Here is a 21,139-nt window from a genome sequence, read left to right as displayed (position 1 = left end):
TCAGGGTCGGCGGTCCGCCTCGTCGCCGAAGAGCGGCGTCTGGAAGCGACGCTCGAAGCGCACGATGCAGCCGGTGCCCCGTACGAGCTCGTAGGCCTCGATGCACTCCGGATCCGTCGTCGCGGCGATGCGGTACTGCTCGTAGGCGGCGAGCGAGGGGAAGCTGAACAGCGCGAACGCCTCGTCGTTGTCGCCCTCCGCGGGGAGGAAGTAGCCGTGGTGGTCGCCACCGAGCCGGTTCACGAGGCGGATCCAGCGCCGCCCGTACTCGGTGAAGGTGTCGAGCTGCTCGGGGTCGATCTGGTAGCGGAGGTGGATGGTGATCATGGGTCCAGTCTGGCCGTCCGCGCGACGAGCGCCGTCATAGGGGGCCGTCGGCGTCACCGGACACCTACGCTGGAAACCCGTCCCCACACCCCGGAAGGTGGTCGAGATGTCCTCGGAATACGACGACGCCGCCGCGAACGGGCTCGCCCGCGCCCTCCGCGTGCCGGCCTCTTCAGACCGGCTCCAGGCTGCGCTCGCCGCGGGCACCACCCCGAGGACCGCCTACATCGAGGTGCTCGTCGACCGCTGCGCCGTCGAGCCCGACTTCTTCGTGCGCGACATGTTGACCTGGGCACTCGTGCGGCACGACCCCGAGGTGACCGTCCCTCGCCTGATGGAGGAGCTCGGGTCGGTCTTCCCACAGGCACGCAGCCAGGCGCTGCACACCCTCTCGAAGACCGGAGACCAACGCACCTGGCCGGCCATCACCCTCGCACTGCTGGAGGACGAGGAGGATCTGGTCGCCCGAGCCGCCTGGCGCACCGCCGCAGGGGTCGTCCCGGAGCGGGAGGCGTCGGCGCTCGCCGAGCTGTTGGCGAGGCAGTTCGGCCGGGGCGACCGCGAGGTGCAGCTCAGCCTCACGCGTGCGTTCGCCACGATCGGCGAGCCCTCGATCGAACCCGTCGAGCAGACAGCCGCATCCGAGGCGGTCGAGCGCGAGGCCCGCGCGCACGCTCGCGCGACCGCCCGGATCCTCCACGACCCCGAACTGGACTTCGACGAGGCGATGCAGGAGGCCCAGCACTCGCTCCGCCAGGGTGACTGAGCCGGTCCACGGACTGTCGCTCGGCGCCACGGGATTACACTCGACGACGTGACGGAACCGGACGGCGTGGGCGAACCCGACACCCGCATCCCGGATCCCGCGCCACGGCACACGCCACTGTGGACCGTCCTCTCCGCCTGGCTCCTGCGGGTCGAGCGATGGTTGCAGTCGCGTGGCGGCTCCCGCCTCCGCGGCGGGCTGTGGCAGCTCTGGGGGCTCGTCGCCATCGGAGGGATCCTCCTCCTCGTCGGCCCGGTCATCAACCCGCCCCTCACTCTCGACGACCTCACCGACGAGGCATCCGACGTCACCGACACCTGGATCGCCCGCTCCTTCAGCGCCGACTACCGCGTGACGACAGACGAGAACGGCCGACTCGTCACCGACGTCCAGGAGCGTATCGACGCGTTCTTCCCGAAGGACCTCGACGACCGCACGATCGAACGCGTGCTCGCGACCGAGTACCAGGGTCACGCCCTCGACCCGTCAGCGATCACGGTGACGTTGGACGGTGTGAAGCAGGACGTGACCCGGGAGCGGGCAGCGGTCTTCCTCCGGCTCGTCGTCGACCCCGGTGAGCAACTCACGGGCGACCACGAGCTCGTCATCCGGTACCAGCTCTCCGATCTCGCCTACGTCGCTCCGGACCCCGCCACCGGGCAGCCCGTCGACCTCCTCCGATGGGACGTGTTCGGCCCCGACCTGCAGCAGGCCGTGGCGAAACTCGATGTGCGGGTGACCATCCCACAGGAGCTCGACGACCGTCTCGTCCGGCAACCGCGCGGCACGATGGCCTGGACGCTCGTGAACGGCGGGGTCTGGCTCACTCCCGAGGCTGACGCGCCACCCGGCGAGGTAACCTACGCGTTTGTCATCGACCAGGCCCTCCCGCCGCACGCTCAAGTGCGGTTCACCATGCCGTTCGAGGCCGGCTCGATCACGATGCCGCCGCAGTCCTGGATCTTCTGGGTGCAGACCTTCGGACCCGTCCTGCCGATGCTCGTCCTCGCTGCGACGCTCCTGCTGTCGTTCGCGGCCCGTGCGGTCGCGTGGGGTGACGCGCGTGGACGTCCGTGGTACCTTGCCCAGTCGGAACCGCCGGAGGGCATCTCGCCGCGCATCGCCGCGCACCTCCTCCGGTCGCCCGCGACGATGGAGCTCGCCGAAAAACTCAAGGACGCCGCGGTGAGCGGCACGAAGCAGCAGGCAAAACGACAGGCGCGCCTCATCGCGGCGGCCGGTGCCGCCAAGCGGGCCGGCCGCTTGGGCGACCGACCCCGTGCCCTGCGTCGGTACCTCACCGGGCCGGAACGCGCCGGGCAGATCCAGGCGGGTCTCCGCCGGGTGCCGAAGGGCTTCGTGCGTGACTGGTTCATCGCCGCACCGATCGCGCTGACCCTCCTTCAGTGGGGCATCGTCCGGCAGCTCTCCCATCAGACCGTGCTCGCGGTGGTGTGGTGGCCGCTCGCCTTCGTCGCCCTCTCCACCGTCTTCGCCGCCATCGTGCTCGCGATCGCCCTGACCGCCCGGCCGCTGACCCGCAGGGGTGCGCTCGTGAAGCAGCACCTCCTCGGGATTCGTGTCTACGCCGAGCGGACGCAGCTGCTCGATCGCGCGACCCTGCGCGACCGCCTCCTGCCCTACGCCGTGCTCGGCGCTCCGCCTCGGGTGACGGGCAGACGGGTCGCCGCGCTGATCGCCCCGGAGATCACGATGCCGGCGGCCGCGGCCGATCGCGCCTCGCGCGCCGACGGGTCGAGAGCGGGCTTCCTGACCGGACCGCGCATCGCCGTCCGGGTGCTCGCCGTGCTGCTCGTCGTCGGCGCGATCGTCGCCGTGAACGTCCTCCCGGCGCCGTCGCTGGAGTCCGAGACACCCCGTTCCTACACGGGCGACATCCCCGGATCGACCCTCACGACGATCGCGACAGCCGACCTCGACGCGGAGCTCACGCGGACCGACGGCGACGGCGCGCGACTACGCGTCACCGAACGGCTCGGTGTGGACTTCTCCGACGAGGGCTCGGTGCCCGCACAGGTGGTGCGCGAATGGCCCGCCGTCGTCGACGGCCAGGACCTCGGCCTCACGGTCGACCGGGTGACGGTCGACGGCGATGATGCGCCCTTCACGACGGAACGCGCGGAGGGTCGGCTGCTGCTCCGCACGACCTTCGCCGACGTGCGCACCGGCCTGCACGACGTCGTGATCCAGACGACCGCCACGAGGCCGGCCGTCTCCGCGACCGTCGAGGGACGGGACGTCGACCGGGTCAGCTGGGTCGCGCTCCTCGACGGCTGGACGAGCGGCGTCGCCTGGGACGAGGACGTCGCGCAGGGGCCGTTCCGGCTCAGCTTCACCGCCGACGACGAACTCCTCGACGACGCCGTCGATGCCGGGTGGACCCCCACCGAGGCAGGGGCTTGGCGACCGGCCGCGTCCGAGGGGGATTCCGGTCGCGAGACGGCAACCATCGATCTCGCGCCGGACGACGACGGCCGGTGGTCGCTCGACGTCCGTGGCGACGACCTCGGTGTGGTCCTCGACCTCCCCGCCGGGACGGTCGCCGGTACCGACGCCGGCGCCGCCGGCTGGGCTCGGACGGCTGCCCTGGCACCGGGGCTCCTCACGGTGGTCCTCGCCGGGCTTGCCATCCTCGGTTCCGTGATCGGCGCCCTCGGGTCGGCCCGGCGCCGGGCCCCGAAGCCGGGTCTGCTCCGCGACGCGGTGCGCTGGCTGACCCCGTCGGCCCTCGCCGCCGCGGTGATCCTGGGCATCTGGACCCTGAACGGCGTCGCGGGCGACGACCCGTTCGGCGACCTCGTCCTCGGTGGGCTGATCGCCGGCGTCGTAGCGGTCATCGCCTGGTACGGCGTCGTCATGTGGGCCAGGCCGCGCGCTTGACCGCCACGACCCGCGCGATACGGCGGGTCAAGCCCTGTCGGGTCAGGTAGCATCGCGCCCGCTCATCGCGCAGGCCCGAGCGCCGCCGCCGACTCCTCGCCAGCCGATGCGCCCTTCAGCTCGACCAGGATGACGTGCGTCGGGGTCGTGCCGGTGTTCTCGCCGGAGTGCCGCTGCGCGGGCAACCAGACCGGGTTCCCGGCGTGGAGCTCGGTGTCGAACACCCGCTCGCCCGAGTGCAGTCGGCGCTGGAAGTCGGTCAGCGTGATCATCACGCTGTTCGGATGCCGGTGGGGCACGGTCTGCGTGCCCGGCGTGTCCTGGTAGTCCAGGACACGCACGAAGTCGTTCTCCCAGAGGGTCGTGTAGTTGTCGGGATTGCTCACCGTCGGATCGTCGTTGATCATGGCTGAACGGTACGCCGCTCCGGCGCGCTGCGACACCGGTTTTCGAGCGGGTAGCATCGTCGGATGTCGACCACGCGACCTCCCGAGATCCTCCGCCTGACCGCCTTCGCAGCCGAGCCGGGCGGTGGGAACCCTGCCGGGGTCGTCCTCGACGCCTCGGCGCTGACGGACGACGAGATGCAGGCGATCGCCACCGAGGTCGCGTATCCGGAGACGGCGTTCGTCGTCGACCCGGGTGTCGACGGCGACGACCGCCACGTGCGCATGCGCTACTTCTCCCCCGGCGCCGAGGTGCCGTTCTGCGGTCACGCGACCATTGCCACCGCCGTCGCCCTGGCTGAGCGCCGTGGCGTCGGACGCTTCACGCTGGAGACGAACGTCGGGCCCCTCGTCGTCGAGACGGCCTCCGACGCAGACGCCGACACGAACGGCGGCACCGGCTCGATCACCGCGTCGTTCACCAGCGTCGAACCCACCGTGCGCGCTCTCGACGCCGAGGTCGCCGATCGTCTGCTGTCACTACTCGGGCTCCAGCGTTCCGACCTCGACGAGCGGTGGCCGCTCCGCGAGTCGTTCGCCGGCAACCGGCACCCGGTCGTCGCGGTCCGCGAGCAGCAGGTCTTCGACGCCTTCACCTTCGACCCGGCCGCCCTGCGCGCGCTGATGGACGAGCAGGGTTGGGCCGGGACGGTGACCGTCGTGCACGATCACGGCTTCGACGACGCCGGCCACCTGCTCGTCGAGGCCCGCAACCTCTTCCCCGTCGGCGATATCACCGAGGACCCGGCGACCGGCTCCGCAGCCGCCTCCTTCGGTGGCTACCTGCGGGAGCTCGGTCTCCTCACCCCTCCGTCTCGGATCCTCATCCGGCAGGGCCACCACGTCGGCGCGCCCAGTCTGCTGGCGGTCGACGTCTCGGCCTCCGGCGGCATCACCGTGACGGGGACGGCCCAGCCGATCTCGTGAACGTGACCACCGGATACCCGCGCTCGACGTCCAGCGTCACTTCGGCCACCACGCCGTAGACGTCTGCGATCAGCGCCGCGGTCAGCGCCGCGGTCAGCACCTCGCCCGGTGCCCCGGCAGCGACCACCTGGCCGGCCCGCAGCACGACGACCGTGTCGCAGTACATCGCGGCGAGGTTGAGGTCGTGGATGGCGATCACGGTGGTGACCGGGAGCGCGCAGACGAGGTCGAGCAGCTCCAGCTGGTGTCGGATGTCGAGGTGGTTGGTCGGTTCGTCGAGGAGGAGCTCGCGCGGCTCCTGGGCGAGTGCCCGCGCGATCTGTGCCCGCTGGCGTTCGCCTCCGGACAGGGTGTGCCACAGGCGGCCGGCCTGGTCGAGCAGGCCGACGTGGGCGAGCGCGCGGTCGACGGCGGTCTCGTCGGCTGCGGTGTCACCGCCGAGCCCCGAGCGGTGCGGGATCCGACCGAGTCGTGCGATGTCGCGCACCGTGATGTCGACGTCGGTGTCGGCGTGCTGCGTCACCGAGGCGACCGAACGCGCGATGCGCCTTCGTCCGACCGACGCCAGGTCGACACCGTCGAGCGTCACGAGTCCGGCGGTCGGCTTCACGAGCCCGTGGAGCATCCGCAGAAGCGAGGACTTCCCCGACCCGTTCGGACCGAGAAGGCCGACGGTCTGTCCCGGTTCGGGGTGCAGGGTCACGCCGTCGACGACGAGCGCGCCGCCGCGGTTCCAGGACACGTGCTCTGCATGCAGGGTCATCCGCGCCTCCGTCTCCGCGCCAGCAGCGCGATGAAGACCGGGACCCCGACGAGCGCGGTCCCGACGCCGACCGGCAGCGGCGTCGGTGAGAACGCGGCGCGGGAGCCGGCATCCACCCAGACCATGAAGATCGCACCGATGATCGCCGTGGCCGGGATGAGCCGACCGTGACGGGGTCCGACGAGTAGGCGGGCGGCGTGGGGCAGCACGAGTCCGACGAAGCCGATCGCCCCCGCGACGCTCACCAGGGTCGCCGTGATGAGCGCCGTCGCGATGAGCAGGATCGCCCGCGTCCTCGCGACGTGGATGCCGAGCGACGCCGCGACGTCCTCACCGAAGGCGAACGCGTCGAGCGCATGGGCGTACCGCAGGCACAGGAGCGACCGGCGACGACGACGATCGCACAGAGTGCCACGTCGTCCCAGCGCACGCCCTCGAGCGAGCCGAGCAGCCAGAACATCACGCCGCGCGTCTCGTCCGAGTCGGCGAACGCGAAGATGATCAACGAGGTCAGTGCGGAGAAGAGTTGCGTGCTGGCGACGCCCGCCAGCACGACCCGGTCGGTCCCGCCGCCCGACAGACGGGACAGCAGCAGCACGAGTCCGAAGGCGACGAGCGCGCCGATGAACGCGCCGCCGGAGAGGCCGATCGACGCCCCGCCCAGTCCGAGGATCCCGATCGCGACGGCACCGGTCGACGCACCGGAGGAGATGCCGAGGATGAAGGGGTCGGCCAGCGGGTTGCGGAGAAGCGACTGCATGATGACGCCGCAGAGCCCGAGCCCGGCTCCGCAGGCTGCCGCGACGAAGGCTCGCGGCAACCGCTCCTCCCAGACGATCGCGTCCTTCGACAGCTTCACCGGGATGTCGGTGACACCGAGGTGGTTCGCGACGATGTCCCGGACGTTCACGAGCAGGATGTCCGCCGGTCCGAGCGTGATCGCCATGCCGACCGAGACGAGGAGGAGGACCACGCCGGCGAGGACGAGCAGGCCGGTGATCGTCGCGCGGCGTGCGCGCGAGGCCGGTCGCCGTGCCGTGTCGCTGTTCATCAGCGTGTCGCCGCTCGTCACCGGTTCGCCGCTCGTCACCGTCTCCGGGTTCAGAGCTCGTCCTCGTGCTCGACCCACCACGCCTTGATCTTCTCGAGGCCGTCGACGAAGCGGATGGACGGGTTCAGCTCGGCGCCGTGCAGGGCGATGTACCGCTGGTTGCGCACCGCGTCCATGGTCTTCGTGAGCGGGTCGGACTCCAGGAAGGCGACTTTGTCGTCGAGGCGGTCGCCGGGGAACCGGTCGCGCTGCAGGTCGCCGAGGACGAGGACCTGCGGGTCGCGGTCGACGAGGTCTTCCCAGGTGGTGGCCGGCCAGTCGTCCCCGAGTTCCCCGAAGACGTTGTCGAGCCCGGTGGTCGAGGCGAGCAGCGCGGCGGATCCGAGCCCACCGCCGACGTACGGGGTCTTCGTGTCGGCGAACCAGAACGCGACCGTCGTGCCGTCGAAGTCGACACCCTCGGTCGCCTTCGCGGCACGACCCTGCAGCTTGGCGACGAGCGCAGCAGCACGGTCGGAGACGTCGAAGACCTCGCCTATCTCGGTGATCTCCTGGTACAGCGCGTCGATGGTGAGCGGCGTCGTGCGCGTCCCGCCGCCGTTGATGCTCGTGCCGTTGTCGCAGTCGGTGGGCGAGAGGTAGCTGGCGACACTGGTCTCGGCGAACCGCTCGCGTGGTGCGACGCCGCCCTCGTTGAAGTGGCGGCCGAAGGACGCGGTGACGAAGTCCGGGTCGGCACCGAGGACGACCTCGTAGGTGGGGGCGTTGTCGGCCAGGCGCGGGACGTCGGCGTTCGCGTCGGCGAGTGAGTCGAGGACGGGGTCCGTCCAGGAGGCGGTGCCGACCATGCGGTCTTCGAGACCGAGGGACAGCAGGATCTCGGTCGAGTTCTGGTCGAGGGAGACGACCCGCTGGGGTGCGGCGTCGATCGTGACCTCGGTGCCGCAGTTGTCGAGCGTGAGCGGGTAGTCGGTCGCGCCCTGCCCTGCGGCTGCGGTCGATTCGGGCTCGACCGCTTCGGACGCGCCGCAGGCGGACAGTCCGACGGCGAGTGCCGCGGCGAGGACGAGGCTGATGGCGGCGCGCTGGTGCACGTCGTCTCCTTCATTCGAGGGGTGGGACCTAGGAAGGATAGCCTTACCTGACCGGGCTGCGCGAATCGCCGCCGCGCGACCCACGAGGCAAGCACGCCATCGTCTACTGCGCCGCCGCCCTCAACCGCGGCGTCGTGGCCCGGGCCAACACACGAAGTCAGACCTGAGCTTCCTCGCCCGACTTCAACTTCGCCCTGATACCCGCGAAAGCACCCGACCACCCGCTCGCGACTGCCGCGAACATCGCGCTCGCCGCGGTCATCTGAGCACCGGACGCATCGGCGACCGCGAACCCGAACCAGACGACGGCGGCCGCCGCGCCGATGACGGCAACGACGCTGACGAGCCGCAGTGCCAGCCGTAGCCGCCGAACTTCCACATCTCCTCCTCGAAGCATCAACTCCATGATCCAACTGCACCAAACACGTCACGACGACACATCCCCCTGAAGACGGAACCCGGCTACGGACACACGGATCTTGAACTTGGCCAGCGAGGATGACCGAACGCAAGGTTCCCGACTTTCTAGCTCGGTAGTCCGACCCGCCGATCAACCACAGGAACAGTCCGCCGGACACGTCAACGCGGACGGCTCCTCCAGATACGCTCGCCGCATGACCCAGGCACGTTGGCAGAAGCTCACTGAATGGCCCCTCGCGATCGCGGCGGTCGTCTTCCTCGCGGCGTACTCCTACGAGGTGATCGCCGAACCCGGTGGAAGCATCGCCGAGGTCATCATCGCGGCGACGTGGGTGGTCTTCGTGGCCGACTACATCGTCAATCTCGTGCTCGCGAGGCCGCGATGGCGATGGTTCTACACACACCTACTCGACCTCGCGATCGTCGTCCTCCCGCTGCTCCGGCCGTTGCGCCTACTCCGGCTCGTCACACTCCTGGCGATCCTGAACCGGACCGCCGGCGCCGCCTTCCGAGGACGGGTCATCATCTATGCCGCCGGCGCATCCACGCTCCTGGTGTACGTCGCGGGTCTTGCGGTCCTTGATGCTGAACGCGGCGGTGACGGCTCGATCCAGACACTTGGCCAAGCCCTCTGGTGGGCATTCGTCACCATCACCACAGTCGGCTACGGCGACTACTTCCCCGTGACGTACACCGGACAGCTCGTTGCCGTCGGAGTCATGATCGGCGGGATCGCCCTCATCGGTGTCGTCACTGCCACGCTTGCCTCATGGATCGTCGAGCGCGTCGAGCAAAGGGAGGCCGTATCCGAAGCGATCACCAGTGCGCACATCGAAGCACTCACGAACGAGATCACGTCGCTTCGGCAGCTCATCGAAGGGAAAGTGGGCGAGACGCCTCCTGCGAGCGCGAAGTATCCCGGCGGCCCGCCCCTGGGGGGTCTGAGCCTCGATTCGAGGGCAATCCGTCGCCTCGGACGACTGATACCGGCGCCCAGCCTAACGGCGTTATTCATCAGGCACATCTGAAAGCGTCTCAAAAGGCAACAGGTTTACGAGACATGCGAGCTGTCGACAAATCCGGAGAGCTGAGGCCCGGAAGTTCGCAGATATCGCCGATGGCCGATCGTCTCGAAAACTCGTCTCATATTGAATCGTGTCTCGTCGTGGCTCGCGCAGGTTTCTGAGACATGCTGGAGCGATGAGACAAATCGGGTACACCAGAGTGAGCACCGCCGGCCAGGACGCGCAGCTGCAGCTCGACGCGCTCGTCGCCGCTGGCGTGCAGAAACGTGATGTGTTCGCTGACGTGACATCCGGCAGCAAGACCGCGATCGAGCGCCCCGGCATGGCGAAATTGCTCGAGTACGCCGAGGCCGGCGACACCGTGATCGTGTGGCGCATCGACAGGCTCGGCCGATCCCTCATCGACGTCCTGAACACGGTCGAGCTCTTGCGTGGCCGCGGGATCTACGTGCGATCGCTCTCGGATGGGATTGACCCCTCGACGTCGACGGGCCGGCTCATGCTCCACATGCTCGCCACCCTCGCGGAGTATGAGCGCGAGCTCATCGTCGAACGCGTGAACGCCGGCATCGCTGCCGCGCGTGAAGCAGGCACCCGCTTCGGGCGCCCACCGGTGAACCCAGACACCATCACAGAGAAGCTCGCCATCGTCGCCGACGCGCGCAGCCGGGGCCGCTCGGCCGCAGAAGCCGCAGCACTCGTCGGCTGGAGTCGTGCGACGCTCTACCGCCACCAGACCGGCTCCACGAACAGAACCCCTGCGCTCTGAGACTTCGAGCAGTTCGGATTCGGCAACGAGTTCTGGGCACCAGACGCCCACAGAACTTTGCTACGGCATCGCATCCACCGGAACACGCTCAGAAACGATCGGAAACGGATGGGTCCTGTCGACTGTTATTGGCGGGACAAATTTCCGCGCTAGGACGAGCGGGTACGGTAGCCATTCACGGCCCGCCCGGTCCCGGCCGCTCCCCGTTCCGGGTGTACTTCTGCGGGAGCCCAACCTGCCACAGGATGAACGCCACCACGCTGCAGACCGCGAGCGCGGCGCCGATGATCAGTGCAGCGGTGCCGGTGGAGGCGAGCCAGTCGTGGTGGCTGATCCAGCTGGGATCGTCCCGCGGGAAGTCGAGGAACGAAGCGTAGGTCGAGATGCTCACCACACCTGCCCCCAGGAACGCCGCGGCCAAGACTGATGCGCACCAGGACAGGGTCAGCCAGGTTCGGGAGGGTGTCGCGTGGCGTTTCAATACTGATTCCCCCATGCAGTGAGGCTACCGCGCATGAGCAGTTCCTCAGTCGCCACCGCACCCATCGCCATCGCCATCGCCTCCGCCTCCGCCTCCGGAGTCTCCGCCGTTGCGAGCTGCTCTCGGACCGCTGGAGCCAGGTGGCCCCTGGCCCCACCGGTCGGCGGTTGTATTTGGCTGGCGAGTAGAACGCTTATTCACATCCAAAACGCCGCGGATTCGAAGAATTACGCGATCCGTGGTGCAACGCCGTCCACCCGACGCCAAGCGGTAGATACCTCATAATTTCGCTACGGCATCAGGTAGACCGGAACATGCTCAGAAACGATCGGTTTCGGCCGGTTATGGAAACCTACAACCCCGGCAGGTGCGACAGTGTTAAGGTGACTCATCGCATAGCGGCCGTTCTGGATGCGAGAACAGAGAATTTCTCGAAATTATCCATCCGGCTCTTCGCTAAGTTCGCACTTGACGATACAAAGCCGTCTGTAGTGAGCTTTATCGAGAAGAAGATCACTTCTGGCTCCCAAACCGCGATACATGCCTTGAGCGAATCGCGATTGTCATCTGCCGCATTGATCGTCAGCCGCCCCAGAGGGGAACCGATGAAATCCACTTCTGTCCTCGGCTGCCGTCGTAGCTGAATGTGTTGATTCGTGATCGATTGAGGCTGATGGTCAGAAATCGATGAAACCCGCGAGGACCTCTCGGACGACTCCGTCAGGCCCGGGAGTTCCGTAAAAGTACACGGATCCGTAACCCCAGAGGTATTCGTCCACGGTGCCGGCCAGGTCCCCGTCGACTGGCCAGCCGTCCTCGTCGATCTGGAACAGGAATCGGTGTCCGTCGGCACGGACCGCTGCCGAGTACTCCGGCTCTTGCTGGATCAGTTGCGGTTCATCTGCGATACGCACAAGTCCGGGAGAGTCATCGCCAGGCATGACGGTGAGAGCAGTTGCGCGAAGTTCTGGCCACCCGAACTCGGGGCGATCGCCGCGCGGTGACGGCTCATGCACGATCGCACGCATCGCCATATTCGGGTACTCGAGGTCGTCGTCACCAATAGTGAACCCTCGCCTCAGCAGCACCGATACCTCTACACCTCGAGCCCACGGAGCGTGATCCGCGGGTACCGTCAGGAGGTACTGATGCGTAGCGAAGAGCTCATGCTCCTGGATGGTCATCGGCGGAGCGCCGCCCAGGCGTCCTCCGTCTGGGGAATCTGGAGCAGATGGAGTGAAGAGAATTTCCACCAGCAAAACTTATCTGCTGTGATCGGCGGTCGACAACTACCGCTCCCGCCAATCACCTGCCTGAGGCTGAATGGTCCGTCGAGTTCTTCGAGACACCAACCGCCAGGTCGAGTGCGGGGAGATCCAGGACAGGCTGAGGTTTTCTATTGCCGGGTCCGAGGTGTCTGGGGAGAAGGGCAAGGAGTTCGGTGTTGATCGTTCGGAAGAAGCGTTCGATCTTTCCTCGACCCTGGGGTCGTCGAGGCGGGGAAGTTGAAGCAGGATCGTGGTGCTGTTCGAGCCCCTGATCGAGTGGAGACAGTCATCGTCAAAGTTCGCGCCCTCGCTGAACGAGCAGGCGCGTCACCCGAGGTTGTGGAGCACACGTATCGGGCGATGATTGACGCCTTCATCGAGCTCGAGCTGTCGGTGCATGAGAGCAGGCAGGGCTCGTCGAAGGGTGCCGAGGCCTGAACATCCTCGGCCGACCGAACCGCTACCGGCACCAGTCCGCGAGGTGCCTCAGCTGTGGGCGTCGCATCGGTCAGCAGCTCTGCCAGCGATGGTTACGGCTACAGGCGGGGCAGTTTCCACGAGTGCAGGTGCCACCATCGCAGATCGTGCCACCATTCGCCGGACCAATCCGCGCTGTGGAATCGGAACAGCGTGATGGTGTCGGCGATGAAGTCGGACGGCGCGGAGTGTGGTGACGCTCGGAGGAAGTCTTCCACTTCACTCCGAAGGTGGGGGAGCGTCTCGAGATCATGGGACGCGAGCGAGAGATGCGCTCGGAACCCGTCCGCGTCGAATGGCTTCATCCGGTGGCCGGATGAGCTGCCCTTGAGCGGTTCCAAGGCTTCATCGATGGCGACCGCCAGGGCCTTGATCGCGTGGTTCTTCTCGCCCCGGTGAGTCATGTCCACGTTGAACGTCACGGCGATGTTGTGTCGACTGATTCCTGCGTTGTGGACAGGGATTGCCGTCGCCTGGCCCATGACCGGGTCGAGTGCTGCAATGAGCTCCTCGGTCGTGGCGTCGCTCGGCACCGCGCCCGCGAGCGTTGCGTGCGGGGGAAAAGCGGCAGCCGACACGATTCCGAACTGACGCTTCAGGAGATCAGTGAGGTCGACGACCGCGCGACACGTGAGGGGGTCAGGGCGCAGATATACGCCATAGGTGTATCCGTTGGCTTTGGGACTCACAGAACAACTCCAATGTAGGGAACGTTCCCTACGTTAGCTGCAACGCTGCTGCAATGGAACTAACTCCGAGTTAGATTGCCGTCGAACGCGAGATTCGAAGGGTTCCAGGGATCTTGACGTGGCGGACCCCTGCTTGTGAGTCGCTGATGCGTTGCATGAGGACGTCGACGGCGCGAACGCCGATCTCCTCGATGGGTTGCTGCCAGGTTGTGAGGCCGATGAGCTCACTGGAAAGCCCACCGATGCCATCGAAACCCGTTATCGCGAGTGATCGGTCAGCTCCGCGGAGCGCCAGGAGCAACTCGGCTGCATAGCGGTCGTTGGGGCACATCACCGCGGTCACAGCGGGCGGTATTTGAGCAAGCGTCTCGGCGATGTCTTTCGCCGAGGCGACGTCGTGGAATGCGGATTGAGCGCCCAGGCGCTGCAGTTCCTCGGCCATGATTTGCGTGCGACGCCGGAGCAGCGGTGCGACACCGGCTGGGGGTCGGGTGACGGCCACGTGTCGGTGTCCGCGTTCGACGACGTGGCGGGCCAAGAGTCTGGCTCCCTCATCCTCGTCGCCGAAGACGCTGCTCACATTGCCGTTCACATCGGGGCGGCCCGCGACGACGACGGGGAACCTATCTGAGAATCGTTCGACTTCGCGGAGTGGCAGTCGACCGCTGCAGACGATCAGCCCGTCCACGCGGAGGGCGATGAGATCCTCGAGCGCTCGTCGCTCGTCGTGGTTGTCGAGGGCGCCGGAGGTGATGAAGACGCGCTGGTTGAGAGCTGTACCGCGCTTCTGGAGCGCGGACTGCATCTCGCCGTAGAACGCTGCGGAGGCGTCTCGGACGAGGACGCCGATGGTGTTGGTCCGGTAGGCGCTGAGGTTCTGGGCGGCGGCATTCGAGACGTAGCCGAGCTCGTCAACTGCTCGAGCGACACGGTCTTGCGCGTCGGCACTGACACCGTATTGCCCGCGAAGCGCACGCGAGACCACTGATTTCGAGAGCCCTGTCCGCTCAGCGAGGTCCAGAATCGTGGCCTGTCCGCTTCTCGGCCGGGGCTTGTCAACCGTCGAGGTATCTGGCGTCACCGGGGCGAGGCCGGACCAGCGACGGAGCTTGTCGGGAGCGATATTGAACCGTAGGGCCACCTCCTCGACGGACTCGCCAGCCGCCACCCGCTCCACTGCGACCTCGCGGGCATTCCCTTCCTTGGCTGGACTCATCGCGATACCACCGCTGCTCTCTGCTCCTAGAGTGACGAATCTCCGTCGTCCGCACCGGCGACGCGCTGCACTCCCTTGATCTCGGTGAGTGCTTCCACGAGGGTATCGATTGATGTCTTCCCGCGGTTGAACCTCAGGCTCGCAGCGACGATTGGTGTGGCTCTCCCCGCTTCCTCACGGTCTGTGCCGGTGAGCGCAACTTCGAAACCAAGCTCCGACGCACGTTCAAGGATCGCGCGGAGGGCGCCGCGCCCATCCTTGTAGTGAACGATGAGATCGCGTCCCCTGCCCGCAACAGGGACCTTTCGCGCCAGTCGGGACAGCACGGTCACCGTCAAGAGGTGCATGCAGGTTCCCAATGCGGCGAGAATCGGCATGCCCGCTCCACACGCCATGCCGATCGCAGCGACCACCCAGATGGACGCCGCAGTGGTGAGTCCCGAGACGATGTTCTGTCGGACGAAGATCACGCCAGCACCGAGGAAGCCTATGCCTGACACGATCTGGGCGGCGATCCGAGACGGGTCGAGGGTGACGTTCGTGCCGTCGATCATGCTGAAGCCATAGGCGGACACGAGTGTGAACAGTGCCGCGCCGACACCGACCAACGTGTGCGTGCGTAGGCCGGCGCTCTTGACCTGACGGTGGCGTTCGAGGCCGATGACGGCGGACAAGATGAACGCCAGCACGAGCAGGAACATCTCAGTCAGGGTCGACGTCCCGAACCATTCAATCTGCAACAACATATTCACCGGATCTTCCGCGCTTGGTCGCCTCGGCTACAGAATCCTGTAACCGGTGGTTGCGAGTGTAGGGAACGTTCCCTACACTCGCAATTGCCCCTCACAATCCATCGGAGCTGACATCGTGGTTGATACTTCCGTTCGAGGCGCGCCGAGGTCTCGGACTCGGCGACGCCAGAAGCCGCAATTGTGGGCGGTGCTGTTCCTGTTGCCGAGCCTCCTCGCGATCGTCGCTTTCGACTACTGGCCACTTCTGCGCACCAGTTTCCTGTCGATGCAGTCCACGAATCTCTTCGGGCAACCCAGCGGGTTCGTTGGGTTGAAGAATTTCGAGACGATGTTCGCCGACTCGGACTTCTGGCGCATGCTGGGCACGACGGTGCTGTTCATGGTTGGTTCCGTTTCTGCCAAGGTGATCGTCGGGTTGGCGATCGCGCTTCCGCTTTCGCGGCGTGTTCGAGGGACCGGCGTGTTCCGCGCATCGGTGCTGATTCCGATGGCTGTGTCGACAGCAGTCGCAGGCCTCGCGTTTCGCGCGCTGATGACCCCGTCCACAGGCCTGTTCGATGTCATCGCTCAAGCCTTGGGAGGTGGCAATGTCGGATGGTTGACGTCGACGGACGTCGCGCTGCTTTCGGTGATCATCGTCGATGTGTGGACGGCGCTCGGGTTCACCGTGCTACTCCTGCTAGCGGCGCTTGACTCGATCGATGCTCAGGTGTTTGAGGCCGCGGATGTCGATGGAGCAGGATTCTGGCGCCGGACGATCAGCATCACCCTTCCGCTCATCACGCCGACGCTGTTCTTCATCATCGTCACCCAGTCGATTCAGGCGTTGCGAGAGTTCACGATCATCAACGTCTTGACCGGTGGTGGGCCGGCCGACTCGACCCGCACACTCGTTATCGACATCTACCAGGCAGCGTTCGGTGGCACGGCGGACTACGGCGCTTCATCTGCGCGATCCATCATCTTGCTCGTCCTGATCCTCGCGCTCACCGCGATTCAGTTCGGCGTCCTCGAGCGGAAGGTCAACTACCGATGAAGAAGACCATTCCGCAAGTGGCTCTGTTCGCCTACCTCGCGATCGTCGCTCTGGCGATCATCCTTCCCCTGGCGTACGTGCTCTTCGGAGCAATTCGACCGACTCCTGCTATCACCGGAACGCTCTGGGACATCCTCCCGACCGGATTCACCTGGGATCACTTCGCCTCCGCGTTCGACCGCGCCCCACTGCTTCGACAGATGCTCAACAGCCTCATGGTCGTCATCGCGCAGACCGGTTTGCAGGTCATGACCAGCGTGCTGGCGGCTTACGCGATCGTCTTCGGCAGGTTCCGCCGTCCCGGGCTCATCCTCGCGGCGTATCTCGTGACCATGATGATCCCGAACGAGGCGACGGTGGTTGCCAACTACCTCACCATCCGGTCTGTCGGCCTCTTCGACACCCTGATCGCCGTCTTCATCCCGTTCGTGGCATCCGCCTATTCGATCTTCCTGTTGCGGCAGACCTTCATGAGCTTCCCGACCGAGATCCTTGAAGCCGCGACGATCGATGGAGCTGGGCCGATGCGGTTCCTGTTCCGATTCCTGCTTCCCCTCACGAAACCGATCATCATGACGGTCACCCTCGTGTCCGCAATCGCCGCATGGAACGGCTACCTTTGGCCCCTCCTGGTCACGGAGTCGCCGACGTCACGGACCGTGCAGGTTGGCGTGAAAGCCCTCTTCGACGAAGCAGACACCGATTTCGGCGCAGGCCTTGCTGGGCTTGTCGTCGTCAGCATTCCGACGATCATCCTCGTGATTGTCGGCCAGAAGTTCCTCGCTCGAGGACTCACTGAAGGAGCAGTCAAATGATCAGCACACGCACGAAGACGTACGCGGCCATCGGGGTGATCGCCGCACTGACAGTCGGCGTCGCAGGATGCACCGGTGAAGCAACACCAGAAGTCACCCCGAGTGGCCCGATCACCGTGGACTTCTGGTATTCGGTTGGCGGCTCGTCTGCCGACGCCCTCCTGAAGCAGGTCGATGCGTTCAACAGCGACAACGCGTATGACATCACCGTCAATGCGGTCTATCAGGGCGACTACACCGAAACGACGGCAAAGCTCACCAACGCCGTGCAGAGTGGTGACACTCCAGTGCTCCTGCAGGGCGGCGACACCTTCGCGTCGTATTTGCACGACAGTGGACTCGCCACCGCCCCTGAGGCGGTCACTGCTTTCGACGGCAAGCCGTTCGATGCCGACGGCGTGGTCCCCGCGGCCGCGAACTACTACACATTCGATGACGAACTGTGGGCCGTGCCCCTGATGGTTTCGCAACCAGCCGTCTTCTTCGACCCGGCGATCCTCGCAACCGCCGAACTCGACCCGTCGAAGCCACCCACCTCGGTCTCTGAACTCTTCGACTGGGCAGACAAGATCTACGAGACAACCGGAACGCCCGGACTCGTGTTCCAGCAGAACGAGTGGTGGAACGAGCAGTTCAGCGCGCTGAACGGTGTCGTCTACTGCACACCGGACAACGGACTCAAGGGGAAGCCTGCCGACGCATTCGACTTCGTCAACGACGACCTCGTCGACGTATGGAGTCACTACCAAACTTCTCTCCAGTCCGGGGCAATCGTCAATGTCGGCAGTGACGGCGTCGCAGCTCAGAACTCCTTCAGCGTCGGCCAATCAGCCATGCTCTTGGCTTCCTCGGCCAGCCTCGGGACAACCTCGGCAGCTGCCGCCTTCGACGTCAATGCCTTCGCTCTACCGATCTCCGGCGACAAGGGCGGAGCGGTACCAGGCGGCAGCTCCCTCTGGATCCTGGGTGAGGGACACGGTGACGCAGAACAAGCAGCTGCTCTGGAGTTCTCGAAGTTCATGGGATCAAAGAGCGTGCAGGAACAGATCTTCCAGGACAGCGGATACCTCCCAAGCAACCAGGAGGCACTCGACGCACTCACGAAGTCTGAATCCACCCAGGCAAAGGTCGCACTACTCACCCAGCTGACGAACACGACCGAGTCAGCCGCCACCGGCGGATGCCACAACGGAGCATTCGGACAGAGCCGAGCAGACGTGAAGAGCGCCATTCAAGCCATCGCCGGCGGCGCGGACGTGCGCACCTCGCTGCAGGCGGCACAGGACAAGGGCACCACCCAACTCCTGGCCTACAACGAACGCGTCGGCAAGTAGACGAGCTCTGCTGGGCCGGCCGACGTCCCGCCCGCCCAGCAGGCCTGCAGTGTTCTTCGGGCCGCCGGGTGCGGGAAACCGCGCCGCCACTTCGGGTGCGCATGAGTGCGATCGGACGGAGACCGTGCCGACGCTCATCTGCACGAGCAACCGGTCGCCGTCGCAGAGGCCGTGCTAGAGGTGATCTTTCCTGCAACTGCTGGGGAGCTATGCGTTCACGTTGTGAACGACGGACACGGCCGTGACGTCCCCTGAGATGCGGTGGGGGTTACGGCCGTGTCCGTCGTGGATCGGGATCAGTGCGCGAGAGCGCCTTCGGCGAGGCGCCCATCGACCATCTCGAAGATGCGGTCGCAGTGCTCGAGGACGTCGCGGTCGTGGGTGACCATGACGACCGCGACGTTGGAGTCGTGTGCGCGGTCGGCGAGGAGCTGGACGACTTCGTGGCTGCGGCGGCGGTCGAGGGCGGCGGTGGGCTCGTCGACCAGGAGCAGGCTTCGGCATCCCGCCATTATGCTCGGCCTCAGCCGGCGGCAATTCCTCCGCGGGAGACCCGCGCGACACGACGCCGCCCTACGTCAGCTACGAGCTGATAATATATATTATGTCGTTCGCATGCGGCACCCACAGCTCAACGCGGGTCGACGAGCCCCGCACGGATGCCCCAGAGCACGGCCTGGAGGCGGTCGCGCGCTCCCGTCTTCTGCAGCAGGCCGGCGAGGTGGTACTTCACCGTCGTGGGTTCGACGAAGAGGCGGTCGGCGATCTCCGCGTTGGAGAGTCCCTGCGCCAGGAGGTCGAGCACCTCGAACTCACGATCGGTGAGCGGTGACTCGACCGGCGCGGTCGCGACCGGGGCCTCGCGCCGGCGCTCCGAGAACTCGCGGAGGATGCGACGGGTGAGGCGCTGGTCGAGCGTCCCCTCCCCCGCTGCGACGGAACGGATCGCGGCGAGCAGCGTCGCCTCGTCCGCGCCCTTCAGCAGGAAGCCGGCCGCACCGGCTTCGAGGGCGGCGAACACGTCCGCGTCGACGTCGAAGGTCGTGAGGATGAGGACGTCGGCGTCGAGTTCCGGGTCCGCGGTGATCGTGCGGGTCGCCGCGATCCCGTCTGTGCCCGGCATCCGGATGTCCATGCAGATCAGGTCCGGACGCAGCTCCTTCGCCAACCGCACCGCGTCGGCACCGTCGATCGCCTCACCCACCACCTCGATGTCGGGCTCGGCACCGAGGATCACCGAGAGGCCGGCGCGGACGACCGCCTGGTCGTCGGCGATGAGGAGGCGGATCATGCGTCACTCCGATGCTGGTCGGGACCCTGCTGGTCGGGACGGTGTTCGTCGGGGATGGTCAGGCGGTTGCGCCACCCGCCGTCGTCCGTCGGCGCCGCGGTCAATCGCGCTCCGATGAGCTCGGCACGCTCGCGCATGCCCCAGAGGCCATAACCGTCACGAGACGGCGACGCAGGCCGCTGCGACGACGCCGCGTTCGTCACGATGAGCTCGATCGCGTCCACCTCGAACCGCACCGCCACGCGGCAGACGGCTCCGGGCGCGTGCCGGGCGGCGTTCGCCAGCGATTCCTGGACGGTCCGGTACGCGGCCGTCTCCGCGAGCGGCCCCAGCACACGAGGCTCACCGGTCACGGTGTACGCGACGTGCTGCCCACGCGACCGCGCCGCCTCGACGAGTTCCGGGATCGCCGCGATCGTCGGAGTGGTCGCTGGCCCGAGGGTCGATCCGTCTCCGCCGCCCTGGGCGTCCGCGTCGTCGCTGCGCAGCAGGCCGACCGTCCGCCGCAGGTCCACGAGCGTCGTCCGTGCGTCCGACTGCACCGTCTGGAGCATCTCCCGAGCGCGTTCCGGGTCGCGCTCCACCAGAGCGCTGGCCGCCTGCGCGCTGACGATGATCCCCGACAGGTGGTGCCCGGCGATGTCGTGCAGCTCCCGCGCGAGGGCGGTGCGCTCAGCGCGGAGGTCGTTCTGCACGCTGATGCGACGCTCGTTCTCGGCCATGCGTGCCTGGTCCTCGATCGCCGACAGCAGGCGCTCGCGACCCCTGGCGTACTCGGCGACACCGGCCGGGAGCACGTACTGCAACACGATGCGCGCAACGGCCGCGAACACGAGGATGAGCGGCTCCTCGGACGACCCGAAGATCATCGCGATGCCGCCGACCACCGTCGTCGCGACCGCACCGGCCACCAGCGCGCGGATGGCCGTCCGCCGCTCCGCGCGACGAGCGAGCGCATAGGTGGCGAGGATCACGCCGAACGAGCCGATCCCGAGTTCGCCACCACTGGACCCGAGGACCACGAGGTCGAGGAGGACCGCCACGCCGAACACCGCGACAGGGTGCCGACGCCGGAAGAGCAGGGCGATGGCCTGGAGCACGACCAGGGCCGCGTGCGCCCACGGTGACACCTGACCCGGCACGGCGTGCAGCTCGTCGACCCACGGCACGACCCCGAGGTACCCCACCGCGCCGGCGAGGACCAGGACCGGCGGGAGCGCCGAGCGCAGACGGGCCGCGAGCGGGGCGGGCCGTGCGGGAGAGGTCATGGGTCTGTCTCTTATACACATCT

General features: G+C 66.8%; 23 protein-coding genes and 1 pseudogene. 9 read left to right on the top strand and 15 right to left on the bottom strand.

What is annotated here, in order from left to right:
• Complete coding sequence (locus ACQG07_RS09595; RefSeq protein ID WP_426738121.1) at positions 1 to 327, bottom strand: NIPSNAP family protein; 327 nt, start codon at positions 325 to 327, stop codon at positions 1 to 3.
• Between the two features lie 106 nt (positions 328 to 433).
• Between ACQG07_RS09595 and ACQG07_RS09590 the strand changes: the two genes are divergently transcribed.
• Positions 434 to 1,093 carry a HEAT repeat domain-containing protein gene (locus ACQG07_RS09590; RefSeq protein ID WP_426738120.1) on the top strand — a complete coding sequence of 220 codons (660 nt, stop codon included), beginning with the start codon at positions 434 to 436 and terminating at the stop codon, positions 1,091 to 1,093.
• Between the two features lie 48 nt (positions 1,094 to 1,141).
• Positions 1,142 to 3,994 carry a hypothetical protein gene (locus ACQG07_RS09585; RefSeq protein ID WP_426738119.1) on the top strand — a complete coding sequence of 951 codons (2,853 nt, stop codon included), beginning with the start codon at positions 1,142 to 1,144 and terminating at the stop codon, positions 3,992 to 3,994.
• Positions 3,995 to 4,056: 62 nt separating this feature from the next.
• Here the strand turns inward: ACQG07_RS09585 and ACQG07_RS09580 are convergent, their stop codons facing one another.
• On the bottom strand, positions 4,057 to 4,401 hold the full coding sequence (locus tag ACQG07_RS09580; protein ID WP_426738118.1) for a cupin domain-containing protein: 345 nt from the start codon (positions 4,399 to 4,401) through the stop codon (positions 4,057 to 4,059).
• Positions 4,402 to 4,464: 63 nt separating this feature from the next.
• Between ACQG07_RS09580 and ACQG07_RS09575 the strand changes: the two genes are divergently transcribed.
• Positions 4,465 to 5,367 (top strand): PhzF family phenazine biosynthesis protein, encoded by a 903-nt coding sequence (locus tag ACQG07_RS09575; RefSeq protein ID WP_426738117.1) that lies wholly within the window; start codon positions 4,465 to 4,467, stop codon positions 5,365 to 5,367.
• Here the strand turns inward: ACQG07_RS09575 and ACQG07_RS09570 are convergent.
• The 4 genes and pseudogenes from ACQG07_RS09570 to ACQG07_RS09555 all read right to left on the bottom strand — a co-directional run bounded on the left by ACQG07_RS09570 (position 5,333) and on the right by ACQG07_RS09555 (position 8,654).
• On the bottom strand, positions 5,333 to 6,130 hold the full coding sequence (locus ACQG07_RS09570) for an ABC transporter ATP-binding protein (protein WP_426738116.1): 798 nt from the start codon (positions 6,128 to 6,130) through the stop codon (positions 5,333 to 5,335). The genes ACQG07_RS09575 and ACQG07_RS09570 overlap by 35 nt on opposite strands.
• Positions 6,127 to 7,181, bottom strand: a pseudogene (locus tag ACQG07_RS09565) (FecCD family ABC transporter permease). Before ACQG07_RS09565 ends, ACQG07_RS09570 begins: the two are co-directional and overlap by 4 nt.
• 50 nt (positions 7,182 to 7,231) lie before the next feature.
• Positions 7,232 to 8,275 (bottom strand): ABC transporter substrate-binding protein, encoded by a 1,044-nt coding sequence (locus tag ACQG07_RS09560; RefSeq protein WP_426738115.1) that lies wholly within the window; start codon positions 8,273 to 8,275, stop codon positions 7,232 to 7,234.
• Positions 8,276 to 8,432: 157 nt separating this feature from the next.
• Positions 8,433 to 8,654: a hypothetical protein gene (locus tag ACQG07_RS09555; RefSeq protein WP_137242631.1), complete on the bottom strand. Its 222-nt coding sequence runs from the start codon at positions 8,652 to 8,654 to the stop codon at positions 8,433 to 8,435.
• Between the two features lie 235 nt (positions 8,655 to 8,889).
• Here ACQG07_RS09555 and ACQG07_RS09550 point away from each other — a divergent pair, with 235 nt between their 5' ends.
• On the top strand, positions 8,890 to 9,723 hold the full coding sequence (locus ACQG07_RS09550) for a potassium channel family protein (protein ID WP_426738114.1): 834 nt from the start codon (positions 8,890 to 8,892) through the stop codon (positions 9,721 to 9,723).
• Positions 9,724 to 9,895: 172 nt separating this feature from the next.
• The gene (locus tag ACQG07_RS09545; RefSeq protein ID WP_426738113.1) at positions 9,896 to 10,489 is read left to right on the top strand and encodes a recombinase family protein; all 594 of its coding nucleotides are present in this window, start codon (positions 9,896 to 9,898) and stop codon (positions 10,487 to 10,489) included.
• 175 nt (positions 10,490 to 10,664) lie between these two features.
• Here ACQG07_RS09545 and ACQG07_RS09540 read toward each other — a convergent pair whose 3' ends face one another.
• The 3 genes from ACQG07_RS09540 to ACQG07_RS09530 form a co-directional block, all read right to left on the bottom strand.
• Positions 10,665 to 10,880, bottom strand: coding sequence for a hypothetical protein (locus ACQG07_RS09540; RefSeq protein ID WP_426738112.1), 216 nt, complete (start codon positions 10,878 to 10,880; stop codon positions 10,665 to 10,667).
• Between the two features lie 478 nt (positions 10,881 to 11,358).
• Entirely contained in the window at positions 11,359 to 11,586 is a 228-nt protein-coding gene (locus ACQG07_RS09535; protein ID WP_426738111.1) for a hypothetical protein, read from the bottom strand.
• A gap of 61 nt (positions 11,587 to 11,647) precedes the next feature.
• The gene (locus ACQG07_RS09530) at positions 11,648 to 12,154 is read right to left on the bottom strand and encodes a hypothetical protein (RefSeq protein ID WP_426738110.1); all 507 of its coding nucleotides are present in this window, start codon (positions 12,152 to 12,154) and stop codon (positions 11,648 to 11,650) included.
• A gap of 360 nt (positions 12,155 to 12,514) precedes the next feature.
• On the opposite strand from ACQG07_RS09530, the gene ACQG07_RS09525 reads away from it, so the two are divergent.
• Positions 12,515 to 12,676 carry a hypothetical protein gene (locus ACQG07_RS09525; protein WP_426738327.1) on the top strand — a complete coding sequence of 54 codons (162 nt, stop codon included), beginning with the start codon at positions 12,515 to 12,517 and terminating at the stop codon, positions 12,674 to 12,676.
• Between the two features lie 98 nt (positions 12,677 to 12,774).
• Here ACQG07_RS09525 and ACQG07_RS09520 read toward each other — a convergent pair whose 3' ends face one another.
• The 3 genes from ACQG07_RS09520 to ACQG07_RS09510 form a co-directional block, all read right to left on the bottom strand.
• On the bottom strand, positions 12,775 to 13,404 hold the full coding sequence (locus ACQG07_RS09520) for a 2'-5' RNA ligase family protein (RefSeq protein WP_426738109.1): 630 nt from the start codon (positions 13,402 to 13,404) through the stop codon (positions 12,775 to 12,777).
• Positions 13,405 to 13,474: 70 nt separating this feature from the next.
• The gene (locus tag ACQG07_RS09515) at positions 13,475 to 14,620 is read right to left on the bottom strand and encodes a LacI family DNA-binding transcriptional regulator (protein WP_426738108.1); all 1,146 of its coding nucleotides are present in this window, start codon (positions 14,618 to 14,620) and stop codon (positions 13,475 to 13,477) included.
• Between the two features lie 26 nt (positions 14,621 to 14,646).
• Positions 14,647 to 15,366 (bottom strand): MgtC/SapB family protein, encoded by a 720-nt coding sequence (locus tag ACQG07_RS09510; RefSeq protein WP_426738326.1) that lies wholly within the window; start codon positions 15,364 to 15,366, stop codon positions 14,647 to 14,649.
• Between the two features lie 193 nt (positions 15,367 to 15,559).
• On the opposite strand from ACQG07_RS09510, the gene ACQG07_RS09505 reads away from it, so the two are divergent.
• The 3 genes from ACQG07_RS09505 to ACQG07_RS09495 all read left to right on the top strand — a co-directional run bounded on the left by ACQG07_RS09505 (position 15,560) and on the right by ACQG07_RS09495 (position 18,557).
• Positions 15,560 to 16,408 carry a carbohydrate ABC transporter permease gene (locus ACQG07_RS09505; protein ID WP_426738107.1) on the top strand — a complete coding sequence of 283 codons (849 nt, stop codon included), beginning with the start codon at positions 15,560 to 15,562 and terminating at the stop codon, positions 16,406 to 16,408.
• Positions 16,409 to 16,623: 215 nt separating this feature from the next.
• Complete coding sequence (locus ACQG07_RS09500; protein WP_426738106.1) at positions 16,624 to 17,223, top strand: carbohydrate ABC transporter permease; 600 nt, start codon at positions 16,624 to 16,626, stop codon at positions 17,221 to 17,223.
• Positions 17,220 to 18,557 (top strand): extracellular solute-binding protein, encoded by a 1,338-nt coding sequence (locus ACQG07_RS09495; protein WP_426738105.1) that lies wholly within the window; start codon positions 17,220 to 17,222, stop codon positions 18,555 to 18,557. The genes ACQG07_RS09500 and ACQG07_RS09495 overlap by 4 nt, the downstream gene beginning before the upstream one ends.
• A gap of 296 nt (positions 18,558 to 18,853) precedes the next feature.
• Here ACQG07_RS09495 and ACQG07_RS09490 read toward each other — a convergent pair whose 3' ends face one another.
• From ACQG07_RS09490 to ACQG07_RS09480, 3 genes are all read right to left on the bottom strand, one after another.
• Positions 18,854 to 19,069 (bottom strand): hypothetical protein, encoded by a 216-nt coding sequence (locus tag ACQG07_RS09490; protein WP_426738104.1) that lies wholly within the window; start codon positions 19,067 to 19,069, stop codon positions 18,854 to 18,856.
• A gap of 119 nt (positions 19,070 to 19,188) precedes the next feature.
• Positions 19,189 to 19,848, bottom strand: a complete 660-nt coding sequence (locus tag ACQG07_RS09485; protein WP_191940180.1) for a response regulator — start codon at positions 19,846 to 19,848, stop codon at positions 19,189 to 19,191.
• Positions 19,845 to 21,116 (bottom strand): histidine kinase, encoded by a 1,272-nt coding sequence (locus tag ACQG07_RS09480; RefSeq protein WP_426738103.1) that lies wholly within the window; start codon positions 21,114 to 21,116, stop codon positions 19,845 to 19,847. The genes ACQG07_RS09485 and ACQG07_RS09480 overlap by 4 nt, the downstream gene beginning before the upstream one ends.
• Between the last annotated feature and the right edge of the window lie 23 nt (positions 21,117 to 21,139).

It is taken from the genome of Plantibacter sp. 2H11-2 (genome assembly GCF_050031945.1).
GTDB classification, from domain to species: Bacteria; Actinomycetota; Actinomycetes; order Actinomycetales; family Microbacteriaceae; genus Plantibacter; species Plantibacter auratus.
Note: the sequence above shows the minus strand (reverse complement) of the source record. Positions and strands in the feature narration are given on the sequence as shown.